The organism is Runella aurantiaca (assembly GCF_003339505.1).
GTDB classification, from domain to species: Bacteria; Bacteroidota; Bacteroidia; order Cytophagales; family Spirosomataceae; genus Runella; species Runella aurantiaca.
In genome coordinates this window covers 245,540-265,355 of the sequence record NZ_QPIW01000001.1, presented here as the reverse complement: position 1 = coordinate 265,355, position 19,816 = coordinate 245,540, and the positions used below count along the sequence as shown (strand labels likewise).

Genomic DNA, 19,816 nt, shown 5'->3' with positions numbered 1-19,816 from the left:
AAAGAGCACACAATTTAGTAGCAACATGCAAAACCCCGACATTCAGGAAATTTTAAAATCTCGTATCCTTGTGCTCGACGGCGCAATGGGCTCGATGATTCAACGCTATAAATTGACCGACGAAGATTACCGCGGCGAACGCTTCAAAGACTTTCCACACGAGCTCAAAGGCAACAACGATTTATTGTCATTGACTCGCCCCGACGTAATTCAGGAAATCCACGAAGCCTACCTCGAAGCAGGAGCCGACATCATCGAAACCAACACCTTCAGTGGTACAACCATCGCCATGGCCGATTACCACATGGAAGACCTAGTGTACGAACTCAACTACGAATCGGCTCGCTTGACGCGGGAGGCGTGTGACAAATACACCGCCATCACTCCCGACAAACCCCGCTTTGTAGCAGGCTCTATCGGCCCCACCAACCGCACGGCTTCCCTTTCGCCCGATGTCAACGACCCAGGTTACCGTGCCGTAACGTTCGATGAACTGGTCGATGCCTACTACGAACAAGTGCAGGCCCTCACCGACGGTGGTGCGGATGTGTTGTTGGTTGAAACCATTTTTGATACACTCAACGCCAAAGCCGCGCTGTACGCCATTGATTTATACTTTGACGATGTCAAAAAAGGAACGGTGCGCCCCATTCGCGGGGCGTTCCAACCGCCGTCGGTCAATACGACAAAAACCCAGTTGCCCATCATGGTATCGGGCACCATTACCGATGCCTCAGGCCGTACCCTTTCGGGCCAAACCACCGAAGCATTCCTGACGTCGGTGTCGCACATGCCTTTGCTTTCCATCGGTTTAAACTGCGCTTTGGGAGCCGATTTGATGCGTCCTTACGTGCAAACCTTAGCCACGCAAGCCCCATTTTATACGTCGGCGCACCCGAACGCGGGCTTGCCCAACGAAATGGGAGAATACGACCAAACACCTGAGCAGATGGCCGTTATCATTGATGACTTTCTGCAAAATCGGTTCATCAATATTATCGGTGGTTGCTGCGGAACCACCCCACCACACATCAAAGCCATTGCCGATGTAGCTGCCAAATACGAACCACGCGACATACCATTAGACGACCATATTCAAAAATTATCGGGGCTGGAGCCGCTCAAAATCACGAAAGAGACCAATTTCGTAAACATCGGTGAGCGCTGTAACGTGACTGGCTCAAAGAAATTTGCCCGCTTGGTGCGCGAAGGCAACTACGACGCGGCCATCGCCGTAGCCCGCGAACAAGTAGATACAGGAGCACAGGTACTCGACATCAACATGGACGAAGGAATGATTGACGGAGTACAGGCCATGACCAAATTCTGTAACCTGCTCATGGCCGAGCCCGACATTGCCCGCGTGCCGTTTATGGTCGATTCGTCAAAATGGGAAGTAATCGAAGCGGGTTTGAAGTGTTTGCAGGGCAAAGCCATTGTCAACTCCATCTCGCTCAAAGAAGGCGAAGAGAAATTCATCCAGCAGGCCGAAAAAGTACGTCGCTACGGGGCTTCCGTGGTGGTTATGGCCTTCGACGAAATAGGTCAGGCCGACAACTACGAGCGCCGCCTCGAAATTTGCGAACGGGCGTATTGGATTTTGGTCAATAAAGTAGGTTTCCCTCCACAGGACATCATTTTTGACCCCAACATCCTGACCGTCGGGACGGGGATGGAAGAACATAACAACTACGCGGTAGACTTTATCAACGCCACCCGCTGGATCAAAGAACACCTACCGTACGCCAAAGTAAGCGGTGGGGTTTCCAATGTGTCGTTTTCGTTCAGAGGCAATGAGCCCGTGCGCGAAGCCATTCACACCGTGTTTTTGTACCACGCCATCAAAGCAGGTATGGACATGGGTATCGTGAATGCGGGACAGTTGGGCGTTTATGACGACCTGCCCAAAGACATGCTCGAACACTGCGAAGACCTCATTTTGAACCGTCGCCCCGACGCGACCGAACGAATGCTGGCCTTTGCCGAAACCGTCAAATCTAAAGGCAAAGAACAGGTCATTGATACGGCATGGCGCGACCAACCCGTAGCCAAACGCCTCGAACACGCGCTCATCAAAGGATTGACCGAATACATAGACCAAGACGTAGAAGAAGCCCGTCAAACGGTAGACAAACCGCTACACGTAATCGAAGGACCACTCATGGACGGCATGAACGTGGTGGGTGATTTGTTTGGCGAAGGAAAAATGTTTTTGCCCCAAGTGGTAAAATCGGCGCGGGTAATGAAAAAGGCCGTAGCGTATCTGCTGCCTTTCATTGAAGAAGAAAAACTCGCTTTCCCGTCAGCTACGGAGTCAGGAGTGTCTAAAATTTTATTGGCAACGGTCAAAGGCGACGTTCACGATATTGGTAAAAACATCGTGGGTGTGGTTTTGGGTTGTAACAACTACGAAATCATTGACCTCGGTGTGATGGTGCCTACCGATAAGATTTTGGCCGCCGCCAAAGAGCACAATGTAGACATCATCGGGCTTTCGGGCTTGATTACGCCTTCGCTCGACGAGATGGTGGGCGTGGCCAAAGAAATGGAACGTCAAGGTTTTAAAGTGCCGTTGTTGATTGGCGGTGCTACCACTTCACGCATTCACACGGCCGTAAAAATAGACCCGCATTACAGCGGCCCCGTGATTCACGTGTTGGATGCGAGCCGTGCCGTGCCCGTAGCAGGTAAATTGACCCAAAACGAGCAAACATACGCCGAAGCGTTAGCCGACATCAAAAAAGAATACGCTAAACTCCGTGAAGACCACGCGAAGCGCCAGCAGGCCAAAGAAGCCGTGACGATTGAAGCGGCCCGCGCCAATAAAACCAAAATCGACTGGGAAGCCTTCACGCCTACTAAACCCAAATTTTTGGGCAACAAATATTTCTACGATTATCCACTGGAAGACATTGCCAAATACATCGACTGGACGCCTTTCTTCCAAACCTGGCAGTTGCACGGTAAATACCCCAAAATATTTGACGATGCCGTCGTAGGAAACGAAGCGAAGAAACTATACAACGACGCCAAGGCAATGTTGGCCGACATTATCAAGAATAAATCCCTGAAAGCCAACGCCGTCATTGGTTTTTATCCTGCCAACTCCGTCGGTGACGACATCGTGTTGCACGATTTTGAGGAAGTAGAAGTAAGTTTTGCGGGACAGGGCCAACAAAAACGTACCGAATACCGCGTTGTACCCGCAGAAACGCAGAATGTGGAGTCTCTGCAACAAACCGTATTGCATCACCTCCGTCAGCAAAACCAAAAGGCCGCTAATTTGCCTAATCTGTGCCTTTCGGATTATATCATGCCCTCAACCACCCACAAAACCGACTACATCGGCGCCTTCGCCGTCACGGCGGGCATTGGCATTGAAGCATTGTTGGACAAATACGAAGCCGACCACGACGACTACAACAGCATCATGGTCAAAGCCGTAGCCGACCGTTTGGCAGAAGCTTTTACCGAATTGATGCACGAGCGCGTTCGCAAAGAATTTTGGGGCTATGTGAAAGACGAGGCGCTTTCTAACGAGGAATTAATCTCGGAAAAATACCAGGGCATTCGCCCCGCACCAGGCTATCCTGCTTGCCCCGAGCACACCGAAAAACGTGCGCTGTTTGATTTGCTCGACGCCGAAGCACAGGTGGGTATTCAACTCACCGAAAGCTACGCCATGTACCCTGCCAGTTCGGTCAGCGGGTGGTATTTTGCCCATCCTGATTCTCGGTATTTTGCGCTCGGCAAAATCGCCAAAGACCAAGTGCAAGACTACGCCACTCGAAAAGGTATGTCGCTCGAAGAAGCCGAAAAATGGCTTTCTCCCGTCTTAAATTATGACTAATCACCTCTGATACAATACTTTAAACGAATAACGCACGAGGCTGGCCTCGTGCGTTATTCGTTTAAAATCGTCCCAAATAATCTTATAAATTGATTTTTCCGTATTCGCCTTCGTTGTATTCTTTCCCCGTTACAAGGGCTTTGGCCATGTTGAACAAAACCACCATTTTACTGGAAGAGCTGTCCCAATACTCCGCTGAATGCGTATCAATTTTGATTAATAATAACTCAGGGTCGTCTTTTCCTTCGGGAAACCAAACTTTAATGAGTGGGTTCCAAAGTTTTTCTATTTTTTTGGGGTCATGTATAAGCTTTGCCGTTCCCATAACGCTTACGTAAGTATTATCATCAGGGGCTGAATAGCAGACACATACATCAGGATTATCTTCAATTTCCTCGGTTTTGGGCGACGATTCACGCGTAAAAAACCAAATATTCCCCTCATCGTCCACTTCGGTTGTGCCCATCGGGCGACTGTGAATGTGGCCATCGGCGCTGTGCGTGCAAAGCATTGCTACCCGAATGTCTTTCACCATTTCTTTGAATTCACCCTTGGTTTTGGTAGTCGCTTTTGAATTTTCCATGACTTTGCTGTTTAAATAATTGAACACTTTCTTCTTTCCTGTAAAAGAAATGTGCCATTACTTTTGAAGCTGTTTATTTCCAAAAACGGCTAAATTTGGGCAAACCTTTCCACTCAAAATGAGAAGAGTTGACACTAAATACCATTTCTATCATGTTGGTCAGGGAGGCGCAATCGAAGGGTTTAAGGGCTATTTTGGACATTATAAATGAGGCCATCCTCAACACCACGTCAATGAAGACCTATGAAGTATACACCGAAGCAACCATTCGGCAGTAGCTTATCAAAAAACAACTGACATAAATGGGAATTGGATATAACGGATCAATATCTTTCTAAGCTAATAGAAAGCATACACGAAAGCATACACAATAAGATAAAAACAGTAAATTTTGAAGCAAACACAAATCGGACCTGCATAAAAAAAGCCCTCCAAAGGGAAGGCTTTTTTGTCGGGATGGCAAGATTCGAACTTGCGACCTCCTGGTCCCAAACCAGGCGCGATGACCGGACTACGCTACATCCCGATTTTTGAGAGAGATTTTTAGGTCTCTCTCAAAGTTTGCGGAGGGAGAGGGATTCGAACCCTCGGTACCCTTGCGAGTACGGCAGTTTAGCAAACTGCTGGTTTCAGCCACTCACCCATCTCTCCGGGAGGCTGAACAATGAACAAATGATTGTGACGTCTTTTGTTTATTGAGCCGCAAATATAGCGGTTTAGCGTACTTTTAAACAAATATTTTTCCAAAAATCTTCACATTTTATCCGACTGCTAAGTACGTTTCGGCTAGAATCTCCTCAATATCAGGGACAGAGCGATACAACTGCTCATAAGAATTTATTACAAAATAATGGTCTTGATAATGGTCTATGTGGTACGAAGTGTTTAAAAGTGTACGAACATCAAACGGATATTTAGGGAGAGCATCGCTTAAACAATACTCACTTTCGCCCGCCGACGACAATATCCCACCTCCGTAAATCTTGGTTTGACCATCTTCTTTGATTAGCCCAAACTCCACCGTGTACCAATAAAGGCGTCCGATTTGAGCAATGGCCTCTGGCACGTCCATAAATCGCAAAGCTACCCGGCTCAAATCCCCCATAAAATCACAAAAAGCCTGATTGGTCAGCAAAGGCACGTGGCCAAAAGTATCATGAAACATGTCTGGCTCTTCCAAATATTCCAGTTGGTCGGGTTTTCTCAACCACGTTGAGGCAGGAAAGCGACGATGGGCCAAAAATTCAAAAAAATCTCGGTGAGGAATCAATCCCGGTACCACTTCTACAGACCAACCCGTTAAGGCTTGCAGACGCGGATTGGTTTCGGCGTTGAAATTAGGGATATGCTCCGCAACGAATCCTACTTTTTCGATTCCTTCCAAGTAGGCCCTGCTTGCAATAGCAGGCAACTGTACCATCTGACGGTCGAACAGCTTCCGCCACATCTCGTGGTCGGCGGCGGTATATTTTTGATAAGACTGGTTCATGGCTAGGAAGATAAATTACAGCGTTCCGCGAAGTTCTTGTTCTCGTTCAATGGCTTCAAACAAGGCCTTAAAATTGCCTTTACCAAACGATTTAGCGCCTTTACGCTGAATGATTTCAAAAAACAACGTCGGACGCGGCATGATAGGCTTCGTAAAAATCTGGAGCAAATAGCCTTCTTCGTCTCGGTCGACCAAAATACCCAGTTCGCGCAACGGTGCCAAATCTTCATCAATGTGCCCTACCCGACTGAGTAAATCGTCGTAATAGGCGCTCGGTATCCGCAAAAATTCAACCCCACGACTTTGTAATTCATTTACGGTATGAATGATGTCATCTGTGGCAACGGCAATGTGTTGAATTCCCGCACCACCATAAAAATCCAAATATTCCTCTACCTGAGATTTTTTCTTCCCTTCGGCGGGTTCGTTGATGGGGAATTTGATACGACCGTTTCCATTGCTCATCACTTTGCTCATCAGGGCGGTATAATCAGTCGAAATATCTTTGTCATCAAACGACACCAACTGATTGAATCCCATGATGTTGGCGTAAAAATCTACCCACGGCAACATTTCGTTCCAGCCTACATTTCCGACCATGTGATCCACAAATTTCAACCCAGTTTCGGACGGACAATACGTAGGATTCCACGGCTTAAATCCAGGCAAAAAGACCCCATTATAAGCTTTGCGCTCTACAAAAACATGAACCGTATCTCCGTAGGTATGAATCCCCGAGCGCACCACTTTACCAAAAGCATCCTCTTCAACCACTGGCTCAAAGTAAGGTTTGGCCCCACGACTGACGGTCTGTTCAAAAGAATAAACGGCATCGTCTACCCACAGCGCAACGACCCTCACCCCGTCGCCGTGAGTATCGATGTGCTGGCCAATAGCCGTCCGTCCGACCAACGGAGAGGTAAGCATCAGCCGTATTTTACCCTGTTGTACCACATACGACTCACGGTCGCGCAGGCCTGTTTCGAGGCCCGCGTGGGCCAAAGGTTGAAAACCGAAAGCCGTCTGAAAATAGTGGGCTGACTGCCGAGCGTTGCCTACGTAGAATTCTATGTAATCAGTGCCGTTGAGGGGTAAAAAATCGGCGGTATCGGTTGATGAAGCTTCAATATCTGCAATGAGTGTTTCCATGAATGTATATTAGCTTAACTATATTTGTTTTACTAATTATTATTTTACTTACAATTTTATAGACAATTAATTTCATTTGCAAGATTTCATGGAAAATTATTGCTAAACTCAGAAAACAGATGAAAACTTGAGGCAAAATAGCCTGTAGAAAAAAAATAACGTCTTTAGCCCCTGCATCTTTGTTTGCAGGGGCTAAACAGATTGAATGAGGGGGCAGTAAAACCACAATGAGAAGCATTGCGGCATCAAAACCAAAATGGTTGTTACTATATTTTACACCTGTGCACGATTAAACTGCGCAAAAAAATCCAACGCTTGAGGATTTCGCATGGTATCGCGGCTGGCAGCCTTGGCGGGGTCGATCCCCATCAAAATCTTTTTGACGGGAGCCTCCATTTTCTTCCCACTGATGGTATAAGGCACTTCCGAAAGTTCATAAATAGCATCTGGGACGTGGCGCGGGCTGAATTGAGAACGGAGTTGCAGATTAATTTTTTTCTTTAAATCATCGGTCAGTTCCTGCCCTTGGGCCAAAACCACAAACAACGGCATGAAGTATTTCCCACCCACCTGCTCCAAACAAACCACCAAACTATCGGTCACTTCGGGCACGCTCTCCACGGCGCTGTAAATTTCACCCGTGCCAATGCGCACTCCGTCACGGTTGAGGGTGGCATCGGAACGTCCATAGATGATAATTCCGCCCCGGTCATTGATTTTTATCCAATCGCCGTGCCGCCAAATGTTGGGATAATTCTCAAAATAGCTGGCTCGGTAACGTTGGTTATCTTTGTCATTCCAAAAATAAATGGGCATGGAAGGCATCGGCTGGGTGATGACCATTTCGCCAAGTTCATTCTGGACAGGATTTCCCGCCTCGTCAAACGCCTCCAATTTACAGCCTAACAAACGGCTCTGGATTTCGCCCGAGTACACAGGCAACGTAGGACAACCGCCCACGAAAGCGCTACAAATATCGGTGCCTCCGCTGAGTGAAATGAGCCAAACGTCCTTTTTGACGTGCTGGTAAATCCATTCAAAGGCTTCGGGAGGCAAGGGAGAACCCGTAGAACCAATGCTTTGGAGTTGGTTAAATTTATACCCCTGCAAACTCACGCCCGCTTTCATACAAGCCAGATAAAAAGCCGCACCGCCCCCAAAGTGATTGATTTTTGCTTTTTCGGCCAAATCCCACAAAACATTCATGGTAGGATATTGAACGGCTCCTTCATAAAGCACCAGCGTGGCCCCTGCCAACATAGAAGCCACCGAAAAATTCCACATCATCCAACCCGTGGTTGAATACCAAAAATAACGGTCGCCAGGCTTGACGTTTTGATGGATAGTAAGGGCTTTCAAGTGTTCCAACAAGCAGCCGCCTACGCTGTGGGTAATGGCTTTGGGCTTGCCCGTGGTGCCCGAAGAATAAACCACCCACAAAGGATGGTCAAAAGGAACGGGCGTAAATTCGAGGGTCAAGAAGGGCGTTTTTAACACATCCTTCCAATTATCCGTTTTTGGTAGCTGTGCTTCGTAATTTAGGTACGGAACCAAAACTGTGCGTTTGAGCGTAGGCAACTGACTGATGAGCTGTCGCATAGCTGGAAGCTTATCAAAGCCTTTTCCGTTGTACGTATAGCCATCGGCGACAATCAGCACTTTGGGTTCAATCTGTTGAAAACGGTCTAAAATCCCGGTCGTTCCGAAATCTGGCGAACAACTCGACCAAACCGCTCCGAGCGAATTGGCCGCTAAAAAAGCCACAACTGCCTGCGGGCCATTGGGTAACACTCCCACCACTCTATCGCCCGCAATTACGCCCGATTGACGCAAATAAGCCGCCACTGCACCTACCTGTTTTTCCAGTTCGCGCCAAGAAAGTTCTTTGAGCGGTTCTTGCTCCGATTGATACATAATGGCAGGACGGGCTGGGTTTTTATGGCGGAAAATATGTTCGGCATAATTGACCGTTGCCCCTCTAAACCACTTGGTTCCGATAAAGTCCCTATTTTGTCGAATCAATACTTCAAAATACAGGCTGTGCGATTTTACCTCACAAAATTGCCATACACTTTCCCAAAAATCATCCAAATCAGTGACCGACCAATCCCATAAGTCATGGTAATTTTTGAAGTACAATCCTTTTTTAACAAAAAGCCAATTTTGAAACTTTTTGAGATTGGATTGTTCCATGAACGAACGGGATGGCGTCCATAACGGTTTAACGGGGGCAAGGTCCAGCATTACGTGTGTATAAAAGTTATGAGGATTCGGATGGATTTTTGATTAAACGACCAAAATCATTTTTTTGAGATATATTTAGGTTAAAAAAACATCTTCGCTTAAAATTCAGTACCTTTGTATCGCTGATTATCAGGCAATTTCGTCAAAATCAGCATTTACCAAATAATCGTTTACATAACTTCTTATTTACAGTAGTGATACTGCAAGCCCAATGAAAAAAGATAACAAAACACCGGGCAATACGCCTTTTTACAGCAAGTACAAAAAGGACTCGACCACTTCGTCCGACAAATCTTTTGAAAAGCCTTTTGAAAAAAAATCCCCTCGCGGCCGCAGCGAAAGATCTTTTGACAAGCCTTTTGACCAAAAACGCAGCGGCGACAAACCTGCCTTCAAAAAACCATTTGATAAACCTTTCGACAAAAAAGGAGAGTTCAAACCACGCGGAGAAAGAAGCTTTGACAAGCCTTTCGAAAAACGTGGCCCAGGTTCAGACAAACCGTATGACCGTGAAAAACGGAACTTTGACAAACCTTTTGAAAAGCGCGGTGACCGCCCAGAGCGCGGCGAAAGACCCGCCTTCAAAAAACCATTTGAGAACAAAGGCGATTTTAAACCACGCGGAGAAAGAAGCTTTGATAAGCCTTTCGAAAAACGTGGCCCGGGTTCAGACAAGCCGTATGACCGTGAAAAACGGAACTTCGACAAACCTTTTGAAAAACGCAGCGACCGCCCAGAGCGCAGCGAAAGACCCGCCTTCAAAAAACCATTTGAGAACAGAGGCGATTTTAAACCACGCGGAGAAAGAAACTTCGATAAGCCTTTTGAAAGACGCGATGACCGCAACGAACGCCCTTACGACCGCGAAAAACGGAACTTCGACAAACCTTTTGAAAGACGCGATGATCGTAACGAACGTCCTTATGACCGCGAAAAACGGAATTTCGACAAACCTTTTGAAAGACGCGACGACCGCAACGAGCGACCAGCCTTCAAAAAATCGTTTGATAAGCCTTTTGAAAGAACGCCGCGCGACAACGGAGGTACCTTTGACGGCGAAAAGCGCCCTTTTGATAAACCCAATAAACGTCCGCGTACCAACGAAAAATCGGACGAGAATGAAAGACGTGACCGCGCCCGTGACGCCGAACAGCGTAGGGTAGGAGAATTTAAAGAAGCTCCCCGCTATGATTTCAGTCAGGCAGAACAGCGCTACGCCAAAAAAATTCAGCCCAAAAACGATGATGGTCAAATCCGACTCAACAAATACATCGCCAACGCTGGGCTTTGCTCACGCCGCGAAGCAGATGGATTGATCGAGTCGGGACAAATTACCATCAACGGAAAAGTGATTACCGAAATGGGCCATCAGGTCAATCCCGGTGAAGTAGTCAAATACGGCAACCGCGTGTTGAATCCTGAAAAAATGGTGTATATCCTTGTCAACAAACCCAAAGATTACATCACCACCACCGACGACCCAGAAGGCCGCCATACGGTGATGGAGCTGATTGCGGGGGCTTGCAAGGAGCGCGTCTATCCAGTAGGACGTTTGGACCGTAACACAACTGGATTGTTACTCCTTACCAACGACGGAGAATTGGCCGAAAAGCTGATGCACCCTTCCAACGAAATTCAGAAAATCTACCAAGTAGAATTGGATAAACCCATTACCCAGGAAGATTTTGACAAAATCAAAGCAGGTTTCGATTTGGAAGATGGCCCCATCAAACCTGATGATTTGGCCATCGTTACCCCCGACGCCATGGTAGTGGGTATCGAAATCCACAGCGGCCGCAACCGCATCGTGCGTCGTATTTTTGAAAGCTTGGGCTACGAAGTACTCAAACTAGACCGCACCGTATACGGAGGTTTGACCAAGAAAGAACTTCCACGCGGCAAATGGCGCTTCTTGAACGAGCGCGAAGTGGTTAAATTAAGATATAAATTATAGTCGATTCAATCATCGTTTCAAATCCTCCTCTGCACGTGGCAGAGGAGGATTTTTTTATTGTTTTCATGTCACTTTATTGCGGTTTTTAAGTCATTGTTAAAGAACCCTTTCTTTAACCTACTTTGTCTCATACAATCTTAATCGCCAGTTTTGGTTTCTATCCCGAAACACACGGTATCGCACAAGCCGCCTATCAACAGGCCATGGGACTGCATCGTTTGGGATATAAAATCACGGTAGTCACCCAAGTTTCTGAACAACCGCGCAGCATTCCTTTTGACGTTATCGGATTCCCCCTATCTCCCAGTCGTTTGCCCAAATTTGATGAAATCGAAGTGGGTAAAACCTACCAACAATTTCTGAAGCAATCCAACTTCGACGTTCTTTTTTTTCATGGTTGGGAAAGCTGGGTTTCTGAGTTAGCCCTTCCGATTTTGGACCAAATACGAGGCAAAAAAGTACTGGTAAGCCACGGAACAACGATTCATCTGCGGTATCCAGGCATCAAAGGCTGGCTGCGTTGGCTTCGCAATCGTCCAGCGGCTTGGCAGTTTTCTAGAAAACTCACCGCGTTTGATTATTATGTCTTTTTGAGTAAAAAACAAGATAAACAACGCCTAACCGATTTTATCGAAGCAAAACGACTGGATCTTCATAACTCTAGCATTATTCCTAACGGGGCGCATCCAAGTTTTTTTCAGCAACCTAGCACTGATTTTTGGGATAAATTTGGATTAAATAAAGCCAAAATGCTGCTTTGCGTCGGCAATTTTAGCCGAGAGAAAGGCCAACTTGAACTCATTAAGTGGTTTATTGAGATTTCTCCGAAGGATACGATTTTGGTATTGATTGGCAGTCATTTTAACGATTATTCTAATCAGTTAAAAAAAGCCATCGGTGAACATTTAAACACGCGCATTTTTCTGTTTGAAAAATTATCTCTCGAAGATATTCACGCTGCTTATTGTGCGGCTACCCTATTCGTTTCGGCTACTTTTACCGAAGTCCAACCGTTGGTTTTACTGGACGCAATGGCCGTCGGCCTTCCTTTTTTATGTCGGGATGTAGGAGCCGTATCGACTTTAGAGGGCGGCTTGTGTTTTAAGGATAAGGCTGAGTTTAAGGTATTATTGAAACGACTGTTGAGAAGCCCATTTACGCTGCAAAGCTTCGGCGACAAGGGGAAAACAGCAGCTTTAACCATCTACCATTGGGACTTAATTGCTGAATCTTATCATTCATTGATTCAACACCTATCTTCTGCTCAAAATAATACCCAAAAAAAAACAGAATTCAGGACTAAAAATCAGGCACATTCAGCTTAGTGTATTTCCAAAAAAAAATGATTATTGTAAAACTTAGCGGCGGTTTAGGCAATCAACTTTTCCAATATGCCCTCGGGCGTCAACTATCGATTGTCAACCACACGGATTTGAAAATGGACACGACCAATTTCTCCCAACCCTCTGGTGGAACCACTCGAACCTTTGCATTGGGCTCCTTCAATATTCATGCAGCGCAAGCCAATAAAGACGAAATTAAGCTGCTGGCAGGGGAGCCTAACCGTATTTTCCAACGCGTTCGCCGCAAAATCGGCCTTATGCCGATTCATTATTTCAAAGAACCACATTTCCACTTTTATCAACCCGTTTTATCGCTTCAAGATGGTGTGTATTTGGATGGTTATTGGCAGTCGGAGAAGTATTTTGCAGAAATTGCAGACCGTATTCGTGAAGATTTAAAGCCTGTGGGGTCGTTTTCAAATCAATATGAAACCTTCAAACAGTCCATTAAGCAATCCGTTTCGGTAAGTGTCCATATTCGACGAGGAGATTATACAACGACCTCAAAAGCAAATCGTTATCTAAAACCCTGCGAAGCACTTTATTACCAAACGGCAGTGGAATACTTAACAAAACGGATTTCAAATCTGGTCTTTTTTGTGTTCTCTGACGACATCGAATGGGCAAAAGCCCATATACACTTTGGCTTCCCAATGCAGTATGTCGAAGGAAATTCGGCGCAAGAAGATTTGTTACTTATCGCCTCGTGCCAGCACCATATCATTGCCAACAGCACCTTTAGTTGGTGGGGCGCGTGGCTGAATCCGCACCCTGATAAAATAGTAATCGCTCCGCAGAAATGGTTTTCTACGGAGCGATTTGATACCAAAGATTTATTGCCAGAATCGTGGATTCTTCTCTGAACCCTATACTTTGACTTTGTGTTTGGCCATGTACTTCAAATAGCTGACAATTTCATCCAACTCTTTTTCTGACAAGTGTGTCACGGCGGGCATTTTACACTCATTACGAAAAGAAGTCGGGGCTTTGACAAATTGTTTGATTTGGTCTACCTGCCAATATTCCGTTATACTTTTGGGATAATTGAGTTCAGGGCCCATTTTTCCGCCTACTTTATTGAGCGAGTGGCAAGTCAGGCAGTTTACTTTAAATAATTCAAACCCTTTTACCTGCGTGTCGTCGTCTTTGGGAAACAGCACCGCCAATTCTTTGGAAGCCGCCGATAGACTTATTTTAACCAAATTGTAAGGCCATTTATAAGTCACATCTTTGGCAGGTACATCGGTATAAACTACATAAAACGGGGCTATTTTCATTTCATGGTCGCCTTTTTTGGGGTTTATCCAGTCCTGACCCGCAGGTGCTTCCACATCAGAAATGGCCAAATACGACTTTTTTTGCAGCACTTTCTCCAACGACATCGAAGGATTGTACCCATCTTCGCATTCAAACACAATCTGCGTTTGCTTGAGGTCTAAACGCTTATAAGCAGGAATGAATTTATCCAATACAACTTGCAGGGGAATCGCTTTATACGATTTTGATTTAAAAAACACGGGGTCCTCTTTTACTACCACCGTTTGGGCTTCGGGCAAAGAAGCTTTAACGTCGGGCAAATACACACTTAGCGAATCTTTTTGGAGAGCTAAAACAGCCACACTATCCACCGCCGTTGAATCCGAAGTTTCAGATTGATTATCAGATGTTTGAGAATGAGTACAACTGACAAAAGCAAGCCCTAATCCCAAAGCAGCGAGTACAGTTTTCATTAAAAAATGGGTTTTGGTAGCACAGCGTGACGACAGTTTCTCAAAACTGTCGCTTCGGTTTCTCAAAACTGTCGCTTCGGTTTCTCAAAACCGAAAGCACACAAGGTTTTGAGAAACCGAAGCATTAGGCCCTCAGGCCCAGCAGCACCGTCAACGACGCATTTATTTTATCGTAGAGAAGTCCGTTGCTTTCATGTAAACAGACTCCACCTTGGCGGCAAGTTTTCCGTTTTTCTCCGATTCGTCGCGGGCTTTTACCCAAACAGGGTCAGCACGGAAGGCATCAAATGCTTTTTTACCAGCTTCTTCGCTAGGATGCGCCAAAATGTAAATTAGTGTATCGTCTTTGCCAGTTACCGTCCAGTAAGCGACGTTGGTCATGCCGTGTTTTTTAAACAATTTGAGGGTATGGTCACGAAAACGGGTCAATAAATCGGGCAATTTACCCGTGTTGGTGGTGTAAGTCCGCAACTCAAATACCCGCTCTTTCTTACTCTTAGAAGACTTGATTTTGGGTGAAAAATCGGTTGCGTTCATAAAGATACTTTCTACTTTGGCCACAATTTTTCCGCTTACTTCCGAATCAGATTGTACTTTTTTCCATTCAGGGTCTGAACCGAAAGCCTTCCATGAAGCATCGCGAGCGGCGCGGTCGGGGTACGAAAGAACGTAAACCAGTTTATTTTCTTCGTGCAAAGGCACCCAATATCCCACGTTTGTCATGCCGTGTTTTTCAAATATTTTGGTGGTATGGTCACGAAAACGGGTTAATAAAGCTTCCAATCGGCCCGGGTGGGTGTAATAAATCCGGGTTTCATAGCAGCGGGTATCCTGGGCTGAAGCCGTCAGGCTGGCGGCAAAAAGAAGCATAATGGAAAGAATTTGTTTAAACATAACAGCTTATTGGTTTATTTGCATTTATAAAAGACGCGTCAGGGTGAGTTCTAAGTTAGGCAAAGCAAGTTTTCTCATTATTTTCTTTTTTGTTTTCCTTTTAGGTTGTATGCCCTAGAAAAAACTGCGCCATGTAAAGCGTAAAAAGTGATTCGTAAACCATAAAATCTTCAAAAATGAACGCATTATTTCTCGTCATCTGTGCTGTTTTGTTCAATTTCCAAGACTCCCTAGAAAAACGATTGGAAAAAATGGTGTGGAAAAATCGTGTGGTGGTAGTGTACTGCCCCAAAGCTTCGGATGCCGAATTTAAACTGCAAAAAAAGTGGCTGAGCGAGGTGGGAAAGGACGTTATGGAGCGTGATTTACGCGTGATTGACTGCGTCGAAGCCAATTTATCGGCCGACGATGTCCTTCATTTGAAAGAAAGATTTAAGTACACACCCAACCATTTTTGTTTTTGGTTGATTGGCAAAGATGGCGAAATCAAACTCGTCAGCAACAAGCCCGTCAAGCCTGAACAGCTTTTCGGACTCATTGATTCGATGCCGATGCGACGGGCGGAGAAGGGAAAAAACTAATCCCGCACGCACCGAAAACCAACGGTGGCGTTGCGCTCAAAGCCCTCGGAAACGCGTAATAAAATCTGCTGATGCGTAAGCGGTTGCGGGCCGCCCTGCACGTACCACCAGCTCGACTCGGGCTTAAAATAACTCCCCCCTTTGAGCATGATGTAGCGGTATTGGCCTGCTTGGTATTCATCATTGGTCAGTTGCCAAACCACGCCTTGTACATCTTTTAACCGCACCTGCGGACTGGTCGGTAGGGACTGCGCAGCACCGGCGGACCGGTCTACGGTTTGAAACCTTGCCGACGTTTTTGTTAACGAATCTTTTTCCGTTGCATATTGCCACTCGCGTTCAGTGGGCAAGCGCTTGCCCGCCCATTTTGCGTACGCTCTGGCATCTTCGAGCGACACATACACCACAGGTTTGTTTTCTTCTCCTTTGGGAATTTGCCCGTTTTTCCAGTGCTTCAAAAAGTTGGCGGCATCTTTGGGTTGGTAGCGGGTGGAGGTCAGAAATTTCTTAAAATCGGTGTTAGAAACTAAATTTTTATCAATTGAAAATGCGCTGATTTCGTGTGTTGTCGTGTCCTTTTCGGGATAGGGCAAAAACACCTCGCCGTGCGTAGTGATGTGACGATAGCGGCCTGCAGGGATTTGAAGCTCAGCATTTGCCACTGAAGATATGAGGATATTTCGCTTCGCTGGCAAACTGGTATGCACTGTGTGGCTTATGAGTCGTGGCTGCCCGGGCACCATTTTCACCACGCGTTCGTCCAAAAGTTCATTTTCTTTGTCGAACAATTGAACCACAAACTTACTTTCGTCACTACCCCATTTATCTAACGGATAAACGTGCGTTCCCCGCCCAAATGTTGCCAAAGGTTGCTCAGCATACATTGGATTCCCTTTCCATATTTTTATACTGTTTCCAACGGCAGCAGATACTTTTAAGGCATTCGGCTGTAAATCAACGCTCAGATATTCGGACAACTGTGCAATGGCTCCCACCGCACCTTCATTGTTGGTGCCAAGATAAGATTGAGCAAACGGTGCGGTATCGACCGAAATGTATCTTTTTCCACCTTGCAAAACACTCGTTATTTCCTGATGATTGAACAAATCAATAAAATGCCTTTTGGGTTTTTCAAACACTTCAAACAATGGCCCTTTAAACCCTTCGGGAATTAGGCTGAAAATCGTGTAAAGTGTTTTGGTAGAATCCTGCCATTTATTTACAAAAATTCCATCACGGGTTGTTGGGATAAGCGGCGTGTAATGAGTGTTCAAAAATACCGAGCTGTTTTCCCGCAAAATGCGCGTGGTTTGGCCTAAAAAACGGTAATCTTCTTCGACCCAATCGGGCGTGCCCGCCTGAAAAACGTTCAATTCCGTGCCGTAGCCGTTGAAAAAACTCGTGGCAAATTCTCGACGGATACGCTCTTTAAACTGCTCGGCTACGCGAAAAATCGCAAATTCGGGTTTGATAAATTTATTGAGATTCAACATTGGCGGGTAATACAGCGCATTATGAACGCGCCCCGCCACAATGCCCGGCATATCTTTCGGTATCGCCATGCCTTCGCTGTACATCACCACGCCTTTTTTGACTTGGTCGGCGGCTTCCTGCAATTCTTTACTGCTACTGCCACGCGTATCAAGCACCACACCGTCGGCCTGAGTAGCTGCAATGAGGTCCGAAAGTCCCTTCAAATGCGCTTTGGGATTGTTGGCATCGCGGGTAGATTCGTCCCACGGATTATAACACAAAAACAATTTTGTGCCCTGCAAACGCATCATGTTGCCCATTTTTTTGAGGTTAGGCAAGCCACCCGGTAAGTCGCTGAACAAATCAAATTGATTCCGCTGGTCTAAGCCTAGCGTGGGCCAAGTGGGCCAAATGCCAAGTACATCGTCGCCGCCGTAGAGGGCTTTCCCGCGTTTGATAAAATCGTTGATTCCTTGCCCCCATTTTACCCCCAACGAAAAACGCTGGTCCCAAGCCATCATCAAATGGATGACATAACTCTTACGAATCCACTGTAAATCAGGTCGTTGAAAAAGTGAATTATCAAACTGAGCCACGTCAAATAGCTTTCGTTTTTGGAACATCTGACGTAACCCTTCCTGCCAATCCCCCGTATAGGTTTGCAGCCAAAGATGGTACGTAACGCTCCCTTTGGGGGGCAAAATGGTTTCAAAACGGCGGCGGGTGGCATTTTCCCATTTGACGCGCCGCATCAATGCACACACATTTTTTTCGACCATGTTTACGGCCGAAAATCCCAACTCCCACGCATTATCGGGCAAGATAACGTTGACGGGTGCAAAACCAGGTCGAAACAAATGCGCCCGTGACAACGAATGGTTTCCCAACCCCGTGATGTATACGTGTGATTTAGACTCTCCAAAGGGCACTACATTCCGAAGCCTTAATGTGTCGGCAGACGTATTCGTAAAGGTAATCACCGCATAACCGTACCCGTCGGACGGGTTGATTTGGCAAGTTACACTTAGCTTATTCTCTAAGACAAAATTCAGTTTTTCGTTTTCGGATTGAAAAACCGTGCGCTCAGTCGTGCCGTATTTGTCATTTAAGACGTAAGAAAACAACGGAAGCGATTGATACGCGCGAATGGTAGAATCGCTTGTATTCAACTGCTCAAGGCGTAAAAAACGATTTTCTACAAATGATGGCTGCCATTGAGCAACAGCACAAAAAGGCAAAAAGAGGGCGGTCAGCAATAGTCTCATCAGCAACTTACTTTTTTTGTAAAGATGCATAGAGCGCTCCGTTTACCCATACTTTTTCACAAACTTAAAATGGGTCGGTTCCAAGCCTTTTCTTTCGTAGAAACGATGCGTATCTACCCGTTTTTTATTGGCAGTTACTTCCAGAATTTTGAAATTTTCACGTTCTGCCACGTTCATTAATTCCTGAATCAGCACACTTCCTACGCCTTTGGAGCGGTAATTATCCACGACAAACATTTCCTGAATCTCCCCCACTTTTCCGCAATGATGAAGCAGCCACTGCGCGTGGACACTGGCATAGCCCACACACTTGGCCTCATCAAACGCCATAAAGTAATGACAATCAGGATTTTTGAGATTTCGATTGAAGATTTCCTGAAATGCGTTAAAATCCAATTGCTCTTCTTCCAACGCACAAAGGAAACTGTAGACGGTAATAACGTCGCTTTCGACGGCTCGTTGAATATTAATGGTGGCAGACACAACGGTAAAATAAAAGTGAATCAATCATTACATCAAAACTCTTGCATCAGGTCAGACTCATACACCAGCGTTCCTTTGACGTTGCTGGAGGTAATGGAAACCATCGCTTCTGCCACCTTATCTGCGTCAATAGCTCGGTATTTGACGGGGATGATGAATTGAAACAGTTTTGAGAGCAACTCACCTACTTTTTCGCCAAAACGGCGCTCCTGACGCGCGCCTACCAATAACGAAGGACGGAAAATGAGCAGCGTTTCATAACCCAATTTCCGGAGCGATTCCTCCACTTTTCCTTTGACCTGATTGTAATAAAACAACGAAGTATAATCTGCACCCATGGCCGTAATGATGGCAAAACGCTTCGCCCCATTGGCCAAGGCTATTTTTGCGACTTCAATGGGATAGGTATAGTCTACCAGATAAAAAGCATCTTTCGACCCTGCCTTTTTCATGGTGGTCCCGAGGCAACAAAAAATATCATCTGCCTTAACAAGTGCCGCATCTGGATGGTCAAAATCAAAAATGATACTTTCCAATTTGGGATGGCTACCCGTAAAAGGCTTACGTGTCAGCACTTTCACATGACTGTATTTTTCAGAAGCCAATAGCTTTGCTACCACTTTCTCTCCTACCAAACCTGTAGCCCCAATTACTAATGCACTACGTTTTTCGGAGGTCATCATTATATAAATGTTTAGGCATTCTTGACGATAATTAGGCTGTATATTGACCGACTTTTACTAATGCTATTTATTATTTATTCATGTCGATTATCTAA

The 19,816-nt window shown here is 45.9% G+C and carries 15 protein-coding genes and 2 tRNA genes; 6 read left to right on the top strand and 11 right to left on the bottom strand.

Annotated features, from left to right (window positions below; all coding sequences use genetic code 11):
* Positions 1–25 precede the first annotated feature (25 nt).
* On the top strand, positions 26–3,850 hold the full coding sequence (gene metH / locus DVG78_RS01195; RefSeq protein ID WP_114459239.1) for a methionine synthase: 3,825 nt from the start codon (positions 26–28) through the stop codon (positions 3,848–3,850).
* A gap of 82 nt (positions 3,851–3,932) precedes the next feature.
* Here metH and DVG78_RS01190 read toward each other — a convergent pair whose 3' ends face one another.
* On the bottom strand, positions 3,933–4,433 hold the full coding sequence (locus DVG78_RS01190) for a pyridoxamine 5'-phosphate oxidase family protein (protein WP_114459602.1): 501 nt from the start codon (positions 4,431–4,433) through the stop codon (positions 3,933–3,935).
* Between the two features lie 128 nt (positions 4,434–4,561).
* Here DVG78_RS01190 and DVG78_RS29975 point away from each other — a divergent pair, with 128 nt between their 5' ends.
* Positions 4,562–4,711, top strand: a complete 150-nt coding sequence (locus DVG78_RS29975; RefSeq protein ID WP_158549942.1) for a GNAT family N-acetyltransferase — start codon at positions 4,562–4,564, stop codon at positions 4,709–4,711.
* 173 nt (positions 4,712–4,884) lie between these two features.
* On the opposite strand, the gene DVG78_RS01185 is transcribed toward DVG78_RS29975, so the two are convergent.
* The 5 genes from DVG78_RS01185 to DVG78_RS01160 all read right to left on the bottom strand — a co-directional run bounded on the left by DVG78_RS01185 (position 4,885) and on the right by DVG78_RS01160 (position 9,315).
* Positions 4,885–4,959: transfer RNA gene (locus tag DVG78_RS01185), tRNA-Pro, on the bottom strand.
* Between the two features lie 38 nt (positions 4,960–4,997).
* A tRNA-Ser gene (locus tag DVG78_RS01180) sits at positions 4,998–5,084 on the bottom strand.
* 109 nt (positions 5,085–5,193) lie between these two features.
* Positions 5,194–5,922 (bottom strand): phenylalanine 4-monooxygenase, encoded by a 729-nt coding sequence (gene phhA / locus DVG78_RS01175; protein ID WP_114459238.1) that lies wholly within the window; start codon positions 5,920–5,922, stop codon positions 5,194–5,196.
* Between the two features lie 15 nt (positions 5,923–5,937).
* Complete coding sequence (hppD, locus tag DVG78_RS01170; protein ID WP_114459237.1) at positions 5,938–7,071, bottom strand: 4-hydroxyphenylpyruvate dioxygenase; 1,134 nt, start codon at positions 7,069–7,071, stop codon at positions 5,938–5,940.
* Positions 7,072–7,344: 273 nt separating this feature from the next.
* A complete protein-coding gene (locus tag DVG78_RS01160) occupies positions 7,345–9,315 on the bottom strand; it encodes an acetoacetate--CoA ligase (RefSeq protein WP_114459235.1) in 1,971 nt (656 codons plus the stop codon).
* Between the two features lie 211 nt (positions 9,316–9,526).
* Between DVG78_RS01160 and DVG78_RS01155 the strand changes: the two genes are divergently transcribed.
* The 3 genes from DVG78_RS01155 to DVG78_RS01145 all read left to right on the top strand — a co-directional run bounded on the left by DVG78_RS01155 (position 9,527) and on the right by DVG78_RS01145 (position 13,475).
* On the top strand, positions 9,527–11,269 hold the full coding sequence (locus tag DVG78_RS01155; protein ID WP_114459234.1) for a pseudouridine synthase: 1,743 nt from the start codon (positions 9,527–9,529) through the stop codon (positions 11,267–11,269).
* Between the two features lie 122 nt (positions 11,270–11,391).
* Entirely contained in the window at positions 11,392–12,594 is a 1,203-nt protein-coding gene (locus tag DVG78_RS01150; protein WP_114459233.1) for a glycosyltransferase family 4 protein, read from the top strand.
* 17 nt (positions 12,595–12,611) lie between these two features.
* Positions 12,612–13,475 (top strand): alpha-1,2-fucosyltransferase, encoded by an 864-nt coding sequence (locus DVG78_RS01145; protein ID WP_147276935.1) that lies wholly within the window; start codon positions 12,612–12,614, stop codon positions 13,473–13,475.
* A 3-nt stretch (positions 13,476–13,478) separates the two neighbouring features.
* Here DVG78_RS01145 and DVG78_RS01140 read toward each other — a convergent pair whose 3' ends face one another.
* Positions 13,479–14,342 carry a c-type cytochrome gene (locus DVG78_RS01140; RefSeq protein WP_114459231.1) on the bottom strand — a complete coding sequence of 288 codons (864 nt, stop codon included), beginning with the start codon at positions 14,340–14,342 and terminating at the stop codon, positions 13,479–13,481.
* Positions 14,343–14,504: 162 nt separating this feature from the next.
* A complete protein-coding gene (locus tag DVG78_RS01135) occupies positions 14,505–15,236 on the bottom strand; it encodes an NIPSNAP family protein (RefSeq protein ID WP_114459230.1) in 732 nt (243 codons plus the stop codon).
* 176 nt (positions 15,237–15,412) lie between these two features.
* Between DVG78_RS01135 and DVG78_RS01130 the strand changes: the two genes are divergently transcribed.
* Positions 15,413–15,817 (top strand): DUF4174 domain-containing protein, encoded by a 405-nt coding sequence (locus DVG78_RS01130; protein WP_114459229.1) that lies wholly within the window; start codon positions 15,413–15,415, stop codon positions 15,815–15,817.
* On the opposite strand, the gene DVG78_RS01125 is transcribed toward DVG78_RS01130, so the two are convergent.
* From DVG78_RS01125 to DVG78_RS01115, 3 genes are read right to left on the bottom strand one after another with little or no spacing between them, the layout of a single operon-like run.
* The gene (locus DVG78_RS01125) at positions 15,814–18,585 is read right to left on the bottom strand and encodes a formylglycine-generating enzyme family protein (protein ID WP_229598094.1); all 2,772 of its coding nucleotides are present in this window, start codon (positions 18,583–18,585) and stop codon (positions 15,814–15,816) included. The two genes, DVG78_RS01130 and DVG78_RS01125, sit on opposite strands and share 4 nt — an antisense overlap.
* A gap of 12 nt (positions 18,586–18,597) precedes the next feature.
* On the bottom strand, positions 18,598–19,038 hold the full coding sequence (locus DVG78_RS01120; protein ID WP_158549941.1) for a GNAT family N-acetyltransferase: 441 nt from the start codon (positions 19,036–19,038) through the stop codon (positions 18,598–18,600).
* Between the two features lie 32 nt (positions 19,039–19,070).
* Positions 19,071–19,721, bottom strand: coding sequence for an NAD(P)H-binding protein (locus DVG78_RS01115; RefSeq protein WP_229598093.1), 651 nt, complete (start codon positions 19,719–19,721; stop codon positions 19,071–19,073).
* Between the last annotated feature and the right edge of the window lie 95 nt (positions 19,722–19,816).

Excerpts from the sequence above, each read along its gene's own strand:
- metH (WP_114459239.1), top strand. The coding sequence starts at position 26 with ATGCAAAACCCCGACATTCAGGAAATTTTAAAATCTCGTATCCTTGTG.
- DVG78_RS01190 (WP_114459602.1), bottom strand. The coding sequence starts at position 4,433 with ATGGAAAATTCAAAAGCGACTACCAAAACCAAGGGTGAATTCAAAGAA.
- phhA (WP_114459238.1), bottom strand. The coding sequence starts at position 5,922 with ATGAACCAGTCTTATCAAAAATATACCGCCGCCGACCACGAGATGTGG.
- hppD (WP_114459237.1), bottom strand. The coding sequence starts at position 7,071 with ATGGAAACACTCATTGCAGATATTGAAGCTTCATCAACCGATACCGCC.
- DVG78_RS01160 (WP_114459235.1), bottom strand. The coding sequence starts at position 9,315 with ATGCTGGACCTTGCCCCCGTTAAACCGTTATGGACGCCATCCCGTTCG.
- DVG78_RS01155 (WP_114459234.1), top strand. The coding sequence starts at position 9,527 with ATGAAAAAAGATAACAAAACACCGGGCAATACGCCTTTTTACAGCAAG.
- DVG78_RS01145 (WP_147276935.1), top strand. The coding sequence starts at position 12,612 with ATGATTATTGTAAAACTTAGCGGCGGTTTAGGCAATCAACTTTTCCAA.
- DVG78_RS01140 (WP_114459231.1), bottom strand. The coding sequence starts at position 14,342 with ATGAAAACTGTACTCGCTGCTTTGGGATTAGGGCTTGCTTTTGTCAGT.
- DVG78_RS01135 (WP_114459230.1), bottom strand. The coding sequence starts at position 15,236 with ATGTTTAAACAAATTCTTTCCATTATGCTTCTTTTTGCCGCCAGCCTG.
- DVG78_RS01130 (WP_114459229.1), top strand. The coding sequence starts at position 15,413 with ATGAACGCATTATTTCTCGTCATCTGTGCTGTTTTGTTCAATTTCCAA.
- DVG78_RS01125 (WP_229598094.1), bottom strand. The coding sequence starts at position 18,585 with ATGCATCTTTACAAAAAAAGTAAGTTGCTGATGAGACTATTGCTGACC.
- DVG78_RS01115 (WP_229598093.1), bottom strand. The coding sequence starts at position 19,721 with ATGATGACCTCCGAAAAACGTAGTGCATTAGTAATTGGGGCTACAGGT.